General features: G+C 57.8%; 14 protein-coding genes, 1 tRNA gene and 1 pseudogene. 5 read left to right on the forward strand and 11 right to left on the reverse strand.

Translation table 11 applies throughout. The features are described from left to right. Position 1 precedes the first annotated feature (1 nt). Entirely contained in the window at positions 2-124 is a 123-nt protein-coding gene (locus QPL96_RS16065; protein ID WP_303288382.1) for a transposase, read from the forward strand. Positions 125-307: 183 nt separating this feature from the next. Here the strand turns inward: QPL96_RS16065 and QPL96_RS16070 are convergent, their stop codons facing one another. From QPL96_RS16070 to QPL96_RS16080, 3 genes are all read right to left on the reverse strand, one after another. Further along, a complete protein-coding gene (locus QPL96_RS16070; protein WP_303288323.1) occupies positions 308-529 on the reverse strand; it encodes an AlpA family transcriptional regulator in 222 nt (73 codons plus the stop codon). Positions 530-638: 109 nt separating this feature from the next. Further along, complete coding sequence (locus tag QPL96_RS16075) at positions 639-1943, reverse strand: tyrosine-type recombinase/integrase (RefSeq protein WP_303288324.1); 1305 nt, start codon at positions 1941-1943, stop codon at positions 639-641. A gap of 176 nt (positions 1944-2119) precedes the next feature. Continuing rightward, a tRNA-Gly gene (locus QPL96_RS16080) sits at positions 2120-2193 on the reverse strand. A gap of 70 nt (positions 2194-2263) precedes the next feature. Between QPL96_RS16080 and QPL96_RS16085 the strand changes: the two genes are divergently transcribed. From QPL96_RS16085 to QPL96_RS16095, 3 genes are all read left to right on the forward strand, one after another. Continuing rightward, complete coding sequence (locus tag QPL96_RS16085; protein WP_303288325.1) at positions 2264-3988, forward strand: potassium/proton antiporter; 1725 nt, start codon at positions 2264-2266, stop codon at positions 3986-3988. A gap of 107 nt (positions 3989-4095) precedes the next feature. Then, entirely contained in the window at positions 4096-4659 is a 564-nt protein-coding gene (locus QPL96_RS16090) for a murein L,D-transpeptidase family protein (protein ID WP_303288326.1), read from the forward strand. A 205-nt stretch (positions 4660-4864) separates the two neighbouring features. Then, on the forward strand, positions 4865-5146 hold the full coding sequence (locus QPL96_RS16095) for an Lpp/OprI family alanine-zipper lipoprotein (protein ID WP_303288327.1): 282 nt from the start codon (positions 4865-4867) through the stop codon (positions 5144-5146). A gap of 45 nt (positions 5147-5191) precedes the next feature. On the opposite strand, the gene QPL96_RS16100 is transcribed toward QPL96_RS16095, so the two are convergent. From QPL96_RS16100 to QPL96_RS16135, 8 genes are all read right to left on the reverse strand, one after another. Further along, positions 5192-5980 (reverse strand): slipin family protein, encoded by a 789-nt coding sequence (locus QPL96_RS16100; RefSeq protein ID WP_303288328.1) that lies wholly within the window; start codon positions 5978-5980, stop codon positions 5192-5194. A 37-nt stretch (positions 5981-6017) separates the two neighbouring features. Beyond that, complete coding sequence (locus tag QPL96_RS16105; protein ID WP_303288329.1) at positions 6018-7502, reverse strand: nodulation protein NfeD; 1485 nt, start codon at positions 7500-7502, stop codon at positions 6018-6020. A 26-nt stretch (positions 7503-7528) separates the two neighbouring features. Next, entirely contained in the window at positions 7529-8281 is a 753-nt protein-coding gene (locus tag QPL96_RS16110; RefSeq protein ID WP_303288330.1) for an SDR family oxidoreductase, read from the reverse strand. A 55-nt stretch (positions 8282-8336) separates the two neighbouring features. Then, entirely contained in the window at positions 8337-9407 is a 1071-nt protein-coding gene (locus QPL96_RS16115; protein ID WP_303288331.1) for a L,D-transpeptidase family protein, read from the reverse strand. Further along, positions 9398-9568, reverse strand: a complete 171-nt coding sequence (locus tag QPL96_RS16120; protein WP_303288332.1) for a hypothetical protein — start codon at positions 9566-9568, stop codon at positions 9398-9400. Before QPL96_RS16120 ends, QPL96_RS16115 begins: the two co-directional genes overlap by 10 nt. 144 nt (positions 9569-9712) lie before the next feature. Next, positions 9713-11104 (reverse strand): DHA2 family efflux MFS transporter permease subunit, encoded by a 1392-nt coding sequence (locus tag QPL96_RS16125; protein ID WP_303288333.1) that lies wholly within the window; start codon positions 11102-11104, stop codon positions 9713-9715. Positions 11105-11107: 3 nt separating this feature from the next. Continuing rightward, positions 11108-11533 (reverse strand): MarR family transcriptional regulator, encoded by a 426-nt coding sequence (locus QPL96_RS16130; RefSeq protein ID WP_303288334.1) that lies wholly within the window; start codon positions 11531-11533, stop codon positions 11108-11110. Between the two features lie 152 nt (positions 11534-11685). Next, positions 11686-12969, reverse strand: coding sequence for an MFS transporter (locus QPL96_RS16135; protein ID WP_303288335.1), 1284 nt, complete (start codon positions 12967-12969; stop codon positions 11686-11688). 268 nt (positions 12970-13237) lie between these two features. Between QPL96_RS16135 and QPL96_RS16140 the strand changes: the two are divergent. Continuing rightward, positions 13238-14098, forward strand: a pseudogene (locus QPL96_RS16140) (helix-turn-helix transcriptional regulator); the annotation flags it as partial. Positions 14099-14107: the final 9 nt, after the last annotated feature.

Genomic DNA, 14107 nt, shown 5'->3' on the forward strand with positions numbered 1-14107 from the left:
CCTGCCGGCCTACTCACCAGAGCTGAATCCGGATGAGTCCGTCTGGGGGTATATCAAATACCACCATGTCGGAAAGCAGGTTATTAATAACAAAGAGCAACTCAAGGAAATTGTTTACCGGTAACTGCGACGTTTACAGAAGTTACCAGCACTATTGAAATCATTTTTTAGGCATCCTGACCTGGCTTACATATTAAATTAATGTTCGCTTACTTTATTTCGGATTAGTAATTCTGGGACGGGGCAGAGGCTTTCTGCGAGGTTTTGGTATCCCCTGCAGGAAATAACTCTATGTCCAAAATCGACATCAGGAGTCCTGCTTGTCCCTAGCATTCATTCGGTCAATGAGCCAGCAGCGGACTTCTTCGTAGACGTAGAAAGCTGGGGCCTGCTGGGAGTTGCCATCTTTAATCGGCTTGGGGAAGCTGGGGTCACGCTTACGAAGTTCGTAGAACCCACTACTGGAGAGATCGAGCATCTCCATCAGGGTTTTCTGGCGGATAAGGATTTTTTGAATCTTTCTGGACATAAGTGTCGCTCCTGAATTTGTTAAGAACGACACCTATATTATTAACGCTTTGAGCACTTGTGTCGGGTCTAATTTCGCAAAAAGACGATTTAGACGAGCGCGGCCAACTTTAAGCAGCGATGTTTTGGGAGGCGTCACCCGGCCGGTAGCGCTGCATGGCCTGAATAACACGTTGCTCGAAATCCGCTCTCTTGTCTTCTGTGAGCCCTTCTCTGAGGGTATCCAGATAGTCCGCATACCATTGCATCATGACCCGACGTGCTTCCAGGTAACCGGCCTGGTTGTATACCCCCGCCACGCCGGGCATCTTATGGGAGAGCTGAGCTTCAATGTGGAAATGGTACCAGCCATGCTCATGGAGGAGGGTAGAGGCTGTGTGACGAGAACCATGGCCGGTCAAACGCCCTTTATAACCGATTCCACGAAGCATCTTGTTTATTGAGTCTGTTGGCATGGTCGGGTTCTTTGGCCCGATGCAGGGAAACAGATAACGAGACCGACCTGTCATTGCCTTAAGCTCGCTCAGCAGGGCCACAAGCTGAGTGGAGAGCGGAACGATGTGCTGTTTTCTGTTTTTCATGTTTCCGTCTGGAACAACCCAAAACGCCTGGTCCAGGTTTACGTGAGTCCACTCTGCCTTAACGACCATTCCGGGCCGTGATGCGGTTAGCAGGATCATTTTCGTCGCTATCTGGGTTTGCTTCCGTGCAGTGGAGCATCCCAACGCTCTCAGGAAATTAGGCAGCTCTGGTTCCAAAAGGTGAGGATAGGACGTTTTTGAGCCTCGCCGTGTGGCGATATATCCGAGTTCCGACGCAGGGTTGTTATCGCAGATTCCGCGACCAATGGCATAGCGAAAAATCTGATTCAATGCTTGACGCACTTTTTTGCTTTTGTCGAGGGTTCCCGCCAGTTCGATCTTATGCTGCAGGTCTGCGCACTGCTTCGGTGTAATCTGTCTGATCGGGATGTTTCCGAGCTCAGGCAAAATGTCATTATCGAGATATCCACGCATCTGATTAGCAGTTTTTTGTGCGTAGCCTTCATCTACCTTTTTACTATGCCAGTACTCGCAAGATTCGGAGAAAGGATGCTCAATCAGCTCCTTCCTCGCTGCATCTTCAGCGCGACGAACCTCTCGGGGATCCTTCCCATCCGACACAAGCGCCTGAATGAGGTCGGCATGTTTTCGGGCAAGCTTGGCGCTCACAGCCGGATAACCACCAACACCCATCCAGCTCCATTTTCCATCAGGCCTCTTGAATCTGACTTCCCAGCGCTTCGATCCGTTGGCAGCCACGGTGAAATGAAGCTGGTTTGAACCGTCCTTGATCCGGTAAAGTTTGTTTTCAGGTTCAAGACTCCGCAGCACCGTCTCGGCGAGGGGAGTTCTTTTGATTTCATGACGCTTCATTGCGATCCCTGTATTTGTATGGCTGAGTTCGCCTTTGAAATTACCATACAAATCGCTATACACAACGGGGCCCGACGTGCCGGGATCTATAAAGACGTATAAGGATAGGAATGAGCCTCAAGGCATTGATAAAAAAGGCTTTAATGGAGGTACGAGGGCGTAGAAGGATAGTGGTTTGGAGCGGGTGAAGGGAATCGAACCCTCGTATGCAGCTTGGGAAGCTGCCGTTCTACCATTGAACTACACCCGCAAAACAATGGCCGCGTGAGCAATATAAGCGGTCAGCCCGGTTATGGGCAAGCATTCTATCTGGAGACTAAATGGACCCCATCCTGACCCTGCTCGGTGCCCTGATGCTGGTCATCAGCATTGTGCTCAGCCCGCTTTCCAGCCGGGTGGGTATGCCTGTGCTGCTGATATTCCTGATCGTGGGCATGATGATGGGCGAGGACGGCCCGGGCGGAATCGAGTTCGATGATTTTGAACTGGCGTTCCTGATCGCCCATCTGGCGCTGGGTGTCATCCTTCTGGATGGTGGCATGCGCACCCGGGCCGAGACCTTTCGTGTCGGCCTGAAACCCGCCCTGGTGCTGGCGACGCTCGGTGTGGCCATGACAGCCGGAGGTGCAGCGGTTGTGGCCTGGTGGGTGTTCGACCTGCACTGGCTGACTGCGCTGTTGGTCGGCGCCATCATTTCCTCCACCGATGCCGCCGCGGTATTCTCCCTGCTTCAGGGCCGCGGCCTGCACCTGAACGAGCGGGTCAGTGCCACCCTGGAAATCGAATCCGGCAGCAACGATCCGATGGCCATTTTCCTGACCCTGATGATGGTTACCCTGATCGGCAGCACCGGCGACCAGACCGGCTGGTCGGCCCTGGTCATGCTGGTCAAACAGTTCGGAATTGGAGGCATAGCGGGCATTCTTGGCGGCTTTGCCGTAGTGGAACTGGCCAACCGTATTCGCCTGACACCGTCCCTATACCCCTTGCTGGTAGCTGCCGCGGGAATCTCGGTATTCTCCGCCGTCAACGCCCTGGGCGGCAGTGGTTTTCTCGCCATTTACCTGACCGGCGTAGTGATTGGCAACCGCCGTGTGCGGATGATGCCGATGATCCTTCAGGTCCACGATGGCCTGGCCTGGCTGGCACAGCTTTCCCTGTTCCTGATACTCGGCTTGCTGGTCAGTCCGTCCAGCCTGATTCCACTGGCCGGTGGCGGCCTGATACTGGCGCTGGCACTGATTTTCGTGATTCGCCCACTCACCGTCATGCTCACCCTCTGGCCTTTCGCCTTTAACCGGCGGGAGCTGGTTTTTATCAGTTGGGTTGGCCTGCGGGGGGCGGTTCCGATCGTTCTGGCCCTGTTCCCGATCATCGCGGATCTGCCGGAGGCACAGCTGGTGTTCCACGCGGCCTTCTTCATTGTCCTGGTTTCCCTGCTGGTTCAGGGAACCACTATGGCGCCGCTGGCTCGCAAACTGCGCCTGGAGGTTCCCGCCGGAGAGGGCCCTTACCGCCGGCTACCCCTGGATGCCCCTGCGGCGGGTGACCACGAACTGATGCTGTTTCCCCTGCGCGGTAAGAGCTGGGAGACACCGCGCCGTCTGAGCCAGCTGCGATTTCCGGAAAACACGGCGGTGGCCGGCGTTTTCCGCAATCGGGTCTGCCTGCAACCGAAAGGCGATCTGGAAGTGGCCAGTGGCGATATGGTGGCCATGTTTGCCACGCCCGGCGTATTGCCAGAGCTCGGCAAGGCCCTTAGCGGCCGCCATGCACCGAAATACCTTGCCGAGCGGGCATTCTTTGGTGATTTCGTTCTCAATGGCGATGCCCTGCTGGGGGACGTGGAGCAGGTCTACGGCATCGAGTTCGACGAACTGCCCCCGGAACTGTCCCTGGCCGAATGCTTCGCCAGACGGACCAAGGGGCACCCGGTTGTTGGGGATATCGTAACCCTTGGGCCGGTCACACTGGTTGCCAGGGCCACCAATGCCGACCAGGTGACCAAGGTGGGTCTTAAGATGGACAGCTCACAAAACAGCTGAGCGACGAATCGGATCGCTAAAAAAGTTAACAAAACCCCTTAACAGATCGCTGACAGGCTATGGTATAAAACGCCTGTATAAAGATTAATCATTGGTAAGTTAACGATATGCTGATTACTCGCGCTGCTTCCTCCGCCCTGGTCCTGTTCTGGCTGGCAATGGCACCTCAGGCTATGGCCGCGGAGTTGCTGGTCAAAGCCGACACCCGGATGCCTGCGAAAACCGCATACACCCCCGTTGATATCCAGGGTGTCAGCAAGGTCGTGGTTCGCAAGGGTGAACGACGCCTTTACCTCATGAGCGGGGATCAGGCAGTGCGCAGTTATCGCATTTCCCTGGGCGACAATCCGGAAGGCCATAAACTGTACGAGGGTGACGAACGGACCCCGGAGGGCGACTACACCCTCGACTGGCGCAACGCCGAAAGTGATTTCTACAGATCCATCCACATTTCCTACCCCAGCGAGCGAGACCGGGAACTGGCCTCTGCCTGGGGGCTGGATCCCGGTGGCAGCATCATGATCCACGGCTTGCCAAACGGCAAGGAAGACATGGCGTTTGCCTACCGCGGCCTGGACTGGACCGACGGCTGCATTGCCGTTACCAACGAAGATATGGACGAAATCTGGCAACTCGTGTCCAACGGTACCCCGATCAGCATTCATCCCTGAAGAAAGCCTGGCAACAGTATTAAGTTGTTGTCATAGGCTAAGAATATTTACCTATCCTGAGTTAACATTCTGCCTTACAGTGTTTTACACTGTTTAACGACTCCGGTAGTCATTGCCTATTGCGCCTATCGGGCAGGTTGACAGGAAGTCGTCTATACTGGTTCTCGAATCACAGGAAATAACTCGACCAATAAGGGGATTTACAATGCGTAAACTGATGATCGCCGGGCTTGCACTGGCCACTGTTCTGACCGCTGGCTGTGCCACAACGGATCAGGGTGCCGTCGACGAAGCAAATGCAACAGCAAGCTCCGCTGAGAGCACTGCTAAAAATGCACTGAGCACCGCGAACAGTGCGGCCGGCACTGCCCGCTCTGCCCAGCAGACCGCGCAGGAAGCACTGGCGGCAGCCAAGGCAGCTCAAAGAGCTGCTGACGAAGCAAACGAGCGTGCCAAGCGTATGCTCGAGCGTTCAAGCATGAAGTAGGGCTTACGCCGATGATACTGAAAAGGCCGGATTTTCCGGCCTTTTTTATGCCTCTGGCTCCGGCTTTTGAGGTGACACCGGTTTGTTCTCCTTCAGGAACGTCGTCATTAACTCCATCGGCAACGGGAAAACGATGGTGGCACTATTGGTATTACTCATGTCCGCCAGCGTCTGCAAGTACCGAAGCTGCATCGACCCCGAATTCGCTGACATCACATTCGCCGCTTCTACCAGTTTCTTCGACGCCTGCAATTCGCCCTCGGCGTGGATAACCTTGGCCCGCCGCTCACGCTCGGCCTCCGCCTGACGGGCAATGGCACGAATCATGGATTCGTTCAGGTCCACATGCTTGATTTCCACATTGGCGACCTTGATGCCCCACTCCTCGGTCTGGGAATCGATGATCTCCTGAATGTCCGAATTCAGCTTGTCCCGCTCCGAGAGCATTTCATCCAGATCATGCTTGCCCAGCACCGAACGCAGTGTCGTTTGCGCCAGCTGGCTGGTGGCGGAGTTGAAATCCTCGACCCGGATAATGGCCCGCTCGGGATCCACAACACGGAAGTACAGTACGGCATTTACCCGCACCGTCACGTTATCGCGGGAGATAACGTCCTGGCTGGGGACGTCCAGGGTGATCACCCGCAGATCCACCCGGACAATCTGCTGAATGCCCGGAATAACAATGATCAGCCCCGGGCCTTTAACGCCCTGGAACCGCCCGAGGAAGAACACAACGCCACGCTCATACTCCGGCAGAATCTTGATGGCCGAAGCGAGAATCAGCAGTATCACCACCGTGGGTGCCAGATAGGGAATCAGATCGCCAATCATACGGCCTCCTTGTATTGCCGTTACTTTGTCTGCCGGGTCAGCCGTTGTCCGGAATGACCCTGACGGTTACCGTTAAACCCTCGATTGCTGTAACACGGACCCGTTCGCCCTCTTTGACGGGCTCTTCGCTGATGGCATTCCAACGCTCTCCGCTGAGACGGACATGGCCACGGTAATAGCCATAGTTTCCCGAGAATTCATCCAGTGCCACGCCTTCCTCATGGGTAAGCTGTTCGGCACCACTGACCGGAGGCCGTCGACGCAGACCGATAAACCGGGTCACCGTCCACAAGATAAACCCGGCAGCCACCACCGCAGTGCCTCCGATGGTCGGCAGAGAGATATCCCGGTGGCTGCCGTCCATCAGGATGATCGAGCCGGTCACAAAGGCGACAATTCCGCCAACCCCCAAAATTCCGAAGCTGGGCACAAAGGCCTCACCCACGATAAATGCCAGCCCGAGCAGAATCAGCGCCAGACCGGCGTAATTCACCGACAGCACCTGGAAGGCGAAAAGCGCAAGAATCAGGGAGATGGCGCCAATCACGCCGGGTACCACGGCACCGGGGTTGGCCAGCTCGAAGATGATGCCGTAGAAGCCGATAATCATCAGGAAATAGGCAACGTTCGGATCGGTAATCACCGACAGCAGGCGAGTGCGCCAGTCCGGCTGGGATCTGACGATTTCCAGATCGGCGGTTGCCAGTGACATATCACCCGAGGCCATGCGAACCTTTCGGCCATCCACCTGCTGAAGCAGATCCCGGAGGTTCGGGGAGACCACATCGATGACATTCTTTTCCAGCGCCTCGGCGGCACCGAGATTCACTGCTTCCCGAACCGCTTCCTCGGCCCAGTCGGCATTGCGACCGTGACGCTCAGCCAACCCGCGAATGTAACTGACGGCGTCCTCCAGCACCTTGCGCTCCATGGCGGTACCGCCACGACGTTTGCTGCTCTCTTCCCCGGAATTTTCTTCGGCTGCAGGCGACTCAACTCCGGGCTCAGCGCCTTCCCGGGCATCAGTGTCTTCGGGCGCAGGTTCACTGGCCGGCTCCTGACTTCCCGGCAGCCCGCCCATCTGCACCGGCGTTGCCGAACCCAGGTTGGTCGCCGGTGCCATGGCGGCGATGTGACTGCCATACAGAATGTAGGTCCCGGCGCTGGCGGCCCGGGCACCCTGGGGCGAGACATAGGTGGCCACGGGCACTTCCGAGGCAAGAATGACCTTGATGATGTCCCGCATGGAGTTCATCAGGCCGCCGGGTGTGTCCATTTCGATAATAACGAAGCCGGCGCCTTCGGACTCAGCCCTGCGGATGCCGCGGGTAACATAGTCCATGGTCGCGGGGCCGATGGCACCCTCAACGGTGAGTACCAGGGCGATGCCGGACGACTTCTGCTGGGCAAGGACCTGATGCGCCAGAGAAGCCAGTGCCAGAAGCACAGCGGTCAACAGCACCAGGGCACTGAGCCGCAGACGGGGCGGATTCTGTGATCGCATGGGACGGTGTACCTGCATAACGCCTCCCCGGATGCGGAAAAAATTCAGAATATTCGGGCGAGCACCGAAACCGGCAGACGCCGAAGCAAAAAACTGATCGGGGTCCAGGGCCAGGCGGGTACAAAACACTCATCCCTACCCGATTCAATCGCCTTGACCATGGCCCTGCACCCTGTTCCTGCATCAACAATGAAGGGCGTGTTGCGGACTTTCTCGTTGATCTCGGTTCGAATATACCCTGGGTACAGTGTAGTCACCTTTATCGGGGATTTCGCTTTGGCCAGCTCGACCCTGAGCCCTTCGGACAGAGATGCGAGCCCGGCCTTGGTTGCCGCATAGGTGTTGACATTGCCCGGTAACCCCCGAACCGCTGTGACCGAGGATACGGTGACCAGATGGCCCCGGTTCTGTTGCCGGAAGATTTCCATGGCCGCTTCCATCTGGGCGAGCGCCGCCAGGAAATTGGTCTCCGCCGTCTGCCGGTTGGCATCGAACTTGCCCGTGCCCAATGGCTGCCCCTTGCCGATTCCGGCGTTGACAATAATCCGGTCCAGTCTACCGAACTCGTCCCGAAACGCCCTGAATACCGAAAACACCTGATCATGATCGTTCACATCCAGAGCCCGAAGACTCACCGCAATGCCCGGGTACTCACCGCCAAGTTCCGCCTTGAGTTTCTCCAGACGGTCAGTGCGCCGGGCGCACAGGGCCAGATTGTCACCGCGGGCCGCGAATTCGCGGGCCATGCCTTCCCCCAGGCCGGAACTGGCGCCGGTAATCAGAATGGTTTGACTCATGGACACTCCCTGTTTTTCGTTGTTGCCGGGGACTGGACGGAGCGGAGACTCCCCTTCAGAAGTAAAGCCGCTGCGCCGGTTCGCCCGCGGATTCTGGCGTCTTCCCGTCAACGGTCCTGTCCGCGGCCATCCGGGTAACCCGTTCACCAATCATGGTGGGCAGGCCATCGGCCTGATCCACGGCAAGCTCAATGGCACTGCGCTTCACCTCTACCCCCGGATGGCTTGCCCGGAAAGACTCAACTTCGGCAAACACCTGCTGCCACAGGCGGTCCCGGTCCTGACTGCTGTAGTCCTCATGGGGGCGGTGCACTTCCAGCCAGACCTCGTCATCGGAAAACCCGATCTTGACGGCATCATGCACTACCTGAACCGGCGTGCCCTTTGCAACCTGGTAAACGAACCTTGAAATGTCTTCGTTGTACATCCGGAAACAACCGTGGCTGACGGGCATACCCACACCAAACTTTTTGTTGGTGCCGTGAATCAGATAACCCTTCTCACTCAGCAACAGGGCATGACTACCCAGGGGATTCTCCGGACCGGGGGGGATCATCCGGGGCAGGTAATCACCAGATGCCTCGTACTCGGCCCGGATACTGGCCGGCGGGTACCAGGCCGGTGACTCCAGCGGCATGGTGACTTCCGCATCGGTCAGGGGTGACGGATTTTCCGCGGTACCCACTCCAACCGGATAAACCTGCACGCCCTGGCCGGTAAAATAATAGAGGCGATATTCGGCCAGATTAATGACAATTCCCTCACGCCGGGCATCCGGCAAAACGTACTGGCGCGGCAGCGTAATGGTGGTGCCTTCCCCGGGCAGCCAGGGGTCGACGCCGGGATTGGCCTTCACCAGTTCCAGATAGCCCAGAGCCAGGCGGTTGCCAATAGCCGCAAAGGTATCCTCGTAACGGGTTTCATAGACTCCCAACTGTCCCGCCACATCGCCCTCGACTGGAAAGGTCGGAACACGGGGGCTTCTGTCCGGCGCTTCCGGGCTTTCGGGATCGCCGGCATTCTCTCTACCCTGTGCAGACCCACTCTCTTCAGGCTCCGCAGCCTGAAGTGCCGGCAGCATCAGGGACTGTGCCAGGAAAAACACCACTAAAGATCTCAACCACATACACAAAGTTCCGAAAGCATCAGGGGCACCTGGGTAATGACAGCAGGTACCTTCAGGAGTTCACAGGAGTTCATGTAGGTTGTCCATACCGTGGCCAGCGCGAGCGCAATAAACCGAACGCTCGCGCCAAATCGCGCTGTGGCCAGGGACAACCGTTCCATCAACCAACCTCCGTTATATTAACCGGTATGTTGGCTGGCAGCATCCCCACCGTGACTACCGGGATAACCCAGCCGGTCTGGCTGACACAAGCGCCGAGCACGACTGTCGCCACCGGGTCCTGTCACCGGTTTGCGCTATGGAAACTAACCGCGCATCCGCCATACCGGTACCGCTGCGACCGCCACAAACACCGCCACCAGCCACCAGGCCCAGTGGAAGGCGTTAATTGTGGGCATTCCCGCACTGTGCTCACCAAACTCAATGGTCAGCGCCACCAGGTTGACACCGAAGGCGCCGCCCAGCTGTCGCATGAAATTCAGGGTACTGGAGCCGGCCCCCAGCTCCTGCGCCTCCAGCGGATTTAGGGCACCCGTTGACAGTGCCGGAAGCATAAAGCCGATACCGATCCGGCCCAGCACTGCCCACAGGGCCAGCCAGCCAAAGGCCAGATCCAGATCCGAAAGGGCAAACAGCGCCGCCGACAGGGCAAATACCGCGATGCCGAAGATAACCAGCTTGCGGGCGCTCTGCTTGTCCGCCAGACGGCCCGCCAGGGGGAAAACCATGCCCAGGACAATGCCGGCCGGCAACATCAGCAACCCGGCTTCTGTTGCCGTGAACCCCAGGGCAGTCTGTACGAACAGGGGGGTCAGGTAGGTGGATCCGAACAGGGCAAGGCCCAGTGCCATGGCCCCCAGGCAGGCATAGAGAAAGGCCGGCTTGCGCAGCAGGCCAATGTTCACCAACGGGTGCCGGATGCGCCGCTCCCGGAAAATGAAGAGCGACAGGATTGCTATCGCCAACAGTACCTCAGCCACAAGCCATGCCTGCTGTCCGTCCGCCTGCTGCAGTCTGTTCAGAGTGTCGAGTGACAGTGCGATGGTAAAACCGAGCAACGCCAGGCCGGGAAGATCAAACGGGTAGGGTGCCGGCCGCGACACTGGCAGAGGCAGAAAGCGCCATGCCATCAGGACACCCACAAGCGTCACCGGAGCCGGCGCAAACATCACGTATCGCCAGCTCAGCTGATCCACCAGAAAGCCGCCCAGTACCGGACCCAGGGCCGGTGCCAGAATCACACCCATGCCGTAGATGCCCATGGCCTGACCGCGCCGGTTCCGGGGAAAAATACGGAACACCAGGTACATCCCCATGGGTTGCATCAGACCGGCCATGGCACCCTGGCCAATCCGCGCGGCAATCAACTGGCCCGGCGAGCTGGCAAACCCGCCGGCCAGGGAAATCAGCGTGAACAGGAACATGGCCGTGGCCAGGGTTTTTCGAACCCCGAAATGGTCCAGCAACCAGGAGGAAGCGAGCATGGTGGCGGTCATGGCGGCGATGAATCCGGTTGCCAGCCAGTGCACCTGGCCCTGACGGATACCGAACTCCACCATGATGTCGTGAAGCGCCACGTTGACCACAGTGGCGCTGAGAACAGTGGCCATGGTGCCCGTAACCACCGTAGCCAGTGCCAGCCAACGCCAGCGATCCCCGTAGCGTGCCTTCAGGCCCTCAACCGAGTTATCAGCCAAGGATTACTTCTGCTTTTCAGCGTTTTCCAGGATTTTGTGGAAGACCTCGACGGTACACTCGATCTCTTCGTCGCTGATGCCCTCAAGCATTTCCTCCCGAAGTACCTCGGCTCGCCCGGAAAGCTCATCCATAAAGGCACGGCCAGCGCCCGTCAGGTGCAGGCGGCGGGCCCGGCGATCTTTCGGGCAGGGCCGGCGTTCAATCAGCCCCTGCTGTTCCAGGCTGTCCAGCAGCCGAACCAGGGTCGGATTCTCGATCGCCATGAGGCTCGCCAGTTCACGCTGGGTCAGGCCTTCACCGCCCTTCTCAAGATACACCATGGTGCTCCACCGCGCCTGGGTGACGCCAAGATCCTTCAGGCGCTCATCCAGCATTTTTCTCCAGCGGCGGGTAACCCGGGCTACCGCAAAAGGAAACTGCTCTCTCATTTGTCGTCACTCCGTGCAAAGGCACAAGTTCAAGCCTTCGGAAAGACTGGCCAATAGACCACATTATTGGAAAGTTACCAATAGTATGCTAACCATTGCAATAAAAACAGATGCGGAAGCAAAAACAAAATCGGGGAAAACCGATAGCTGCGTCAGCCGGCCTGACGCAGCTCATCCTGCATCTCATCGACTTCAGGAGACTGGTGGAACTCGGTATTCCGTGGATCCAGCCCGGTAAGCACCGGAGATGCTTCCGGCATGGCCGGCACAAAGTGCTCCTGATCTTTCACCGCAACATCCTCGGTATGACTGATCCGATAGCTGATGATAACCGCCAGCACCAGCAAAAACCCGGCATTGCCCAGAAACAACCCTTTCGGCCCAAGCAGGTTAATCAATTCGGCCATGGTGACCGGCCCGATCACACTGCCAACACCGTAACTGAGCAGCAGCGTGGCGCTGGCAGCAACAATGCGGGTACTCTCCATGCGGTCATTGGTGATCGCCACCGCAATCGGATACAGAGTGGCGGAGAGTCCGGTAAACAACCCCACCAGCAGCGTCAGCAACCAAAGGTCAGACGCCCCCAGAACCCCGATACCGCCAGCCGCGGAGGCGGCAAGCACCGCCACCCAGAACATCACCCGACGACGGTCAAACCGGTCACAGAGCCGGCCCAGTGGCCAGGCCAGTATCATCGCAGCCACGATGGCACTGGCCATGAAAGTGGAGGTTCTGGCAACGTCCAGCCCGACCAGCGTGGCGTAAACCGGGCCGAGGGCATAAAAGCCGCCAATCATGATGCCACAGACCAAAGCACCGGCGACGCCGGTGAAGGACTCACGGGCCAGAGTAAAGATGGAGATACGCTGTACCTGTTCAATCACCGGTGCTTCCATGCGGGTCATGGCCAGCGGAACCAGAGCCAGCGTCAACAGAATCGCAGCAATCGAGAAGGGCATGAAGCTGGCCGGGTCGCCGATATTGACGATTAGCTGGCCACCGGCGGCCGAGAGATAAAATACTATCTGGTAAACGGCAAACAATGCGCCCCGGTTGGCGTTGGTTGCCCGGCTGGAAAACCAGCTCTCGATAACAACCAGAACCCCGGCAATGCTGAAACCGGAAAGCACTCGCAGTGCCGCCCAGAAAATCTCGGAAATGGCCATCGGATAGAGCAGGGAAGTCACGGCGGCAATCGCAGCCAGCACCGCAAAGGCACGGATGTGGCCAACACGACCGATAATCCGGTGGACATAGAGGGTGCCAAGCACAAAACCGATGGAGTAACAGACCAGAATCCAGCCGATAATATCTGGCGATACAGCCTCAATGCTGAGACGGATACCCACCAGGGTCATCAGGAACGCATTGCCGCTGACCAGCAGAATGATGCTCAGAATCAGGGCAGACAGGGAGGCGACCATTCGGGTCATTACAGCAGCTCCGGGCGTTTCAGGATATGTCGGATTGGATGAAACTAAAAGTAGCAAGCACCGGACTTTGCCGGCCAGGTATTAGATCAGGAGCCTGAAGCGAAACCACTAAGCAGTTCCCGAAACCCGATAACTGCGTCACAAAAGCCTGCAAGGGCCGCTATATTGCTGTTTAACAGAGTTTTACATTAATGTGCCGTAACAGACCCTGCGTGCCGGAGCGGGTAACATGAAATCAAGCTATTCATTGGATCATGAGCGCCTGGTTATGAAAAAAACGGACTGGCCCATCCGCTGGGATCTGCTGCTTCGCTACCGACTGATTGAAACCATTGCCCTGTGGGAAGGTCGCCTGACCACCAACCACATCTGTCACAGCTTTGGCATTGGTCGTCAGCAAGCGTCCAAGGACATCAATACCTACCTGCGTGAGCTGGCGCCCGGCAATCTGGTTTATGATCGCCACCTGAAGGGCTATGTGCCAGCCGCGAAATTTCGACCGGTGGTTACCCGGGGACTGGTGAACGAATACCTGGACCTGCTTGCCCGCCAGCAAAGCCTGAGCAACACCTTTGAGTCCCTGAACATCGGCCTGCCCGACAGCGCCCTTGTCCAGGGTCCCAACCGGGTGATTGCGCCGGAAACCATGCGGGCGGTGGTTACCGCAACGCGGCAGGGCCGACAGCTACGGGCCGGCTACGCGTCCCTGAGCCGGCCGGAAGCCGTGGAAAGCATCCTTGAACCACACACCCTGGTTTGTGCCGGCAACAGCTGGCACCTAAGGGCCTGGTGCGATTCAAACCGGGAATTCCGCGACTTCGCCCTGAGCCGTTTCCGCGCCTCCCCGGAAGCTCTGAGGTCAAGGGCAAAACATACCCGCGAGCAGGACGACGACTGGAACCGCGAAGTTACCCTGGTGGTGACACCGGATCAGCGCCTGACCGAGGCCCAGCAACAGATTATCGCCAGGGACTACGGCATGGAGCATGGCCGGCTGGAGATCGATACCCGTGCTGCCCTGGCACCCTACGTGCTGTCACGCCTGGGGATTACTTTCGATAACCAGCACCCGGACCCTCTGGTGCAACAGCTTGAACTGGCCAACCCGGATCAGCTTGGTTTCGGCAGCAACGGCAGA

It is taken from the genome of Marinobacter sp. SS8-8 (assembly GCF_030540945.1).
Classification (GTDB): Bacteria; Pseudomonadota; Gammaproteobacteria; order Pseudomonadales; family Oleiphilaceae; genus Marinobacter.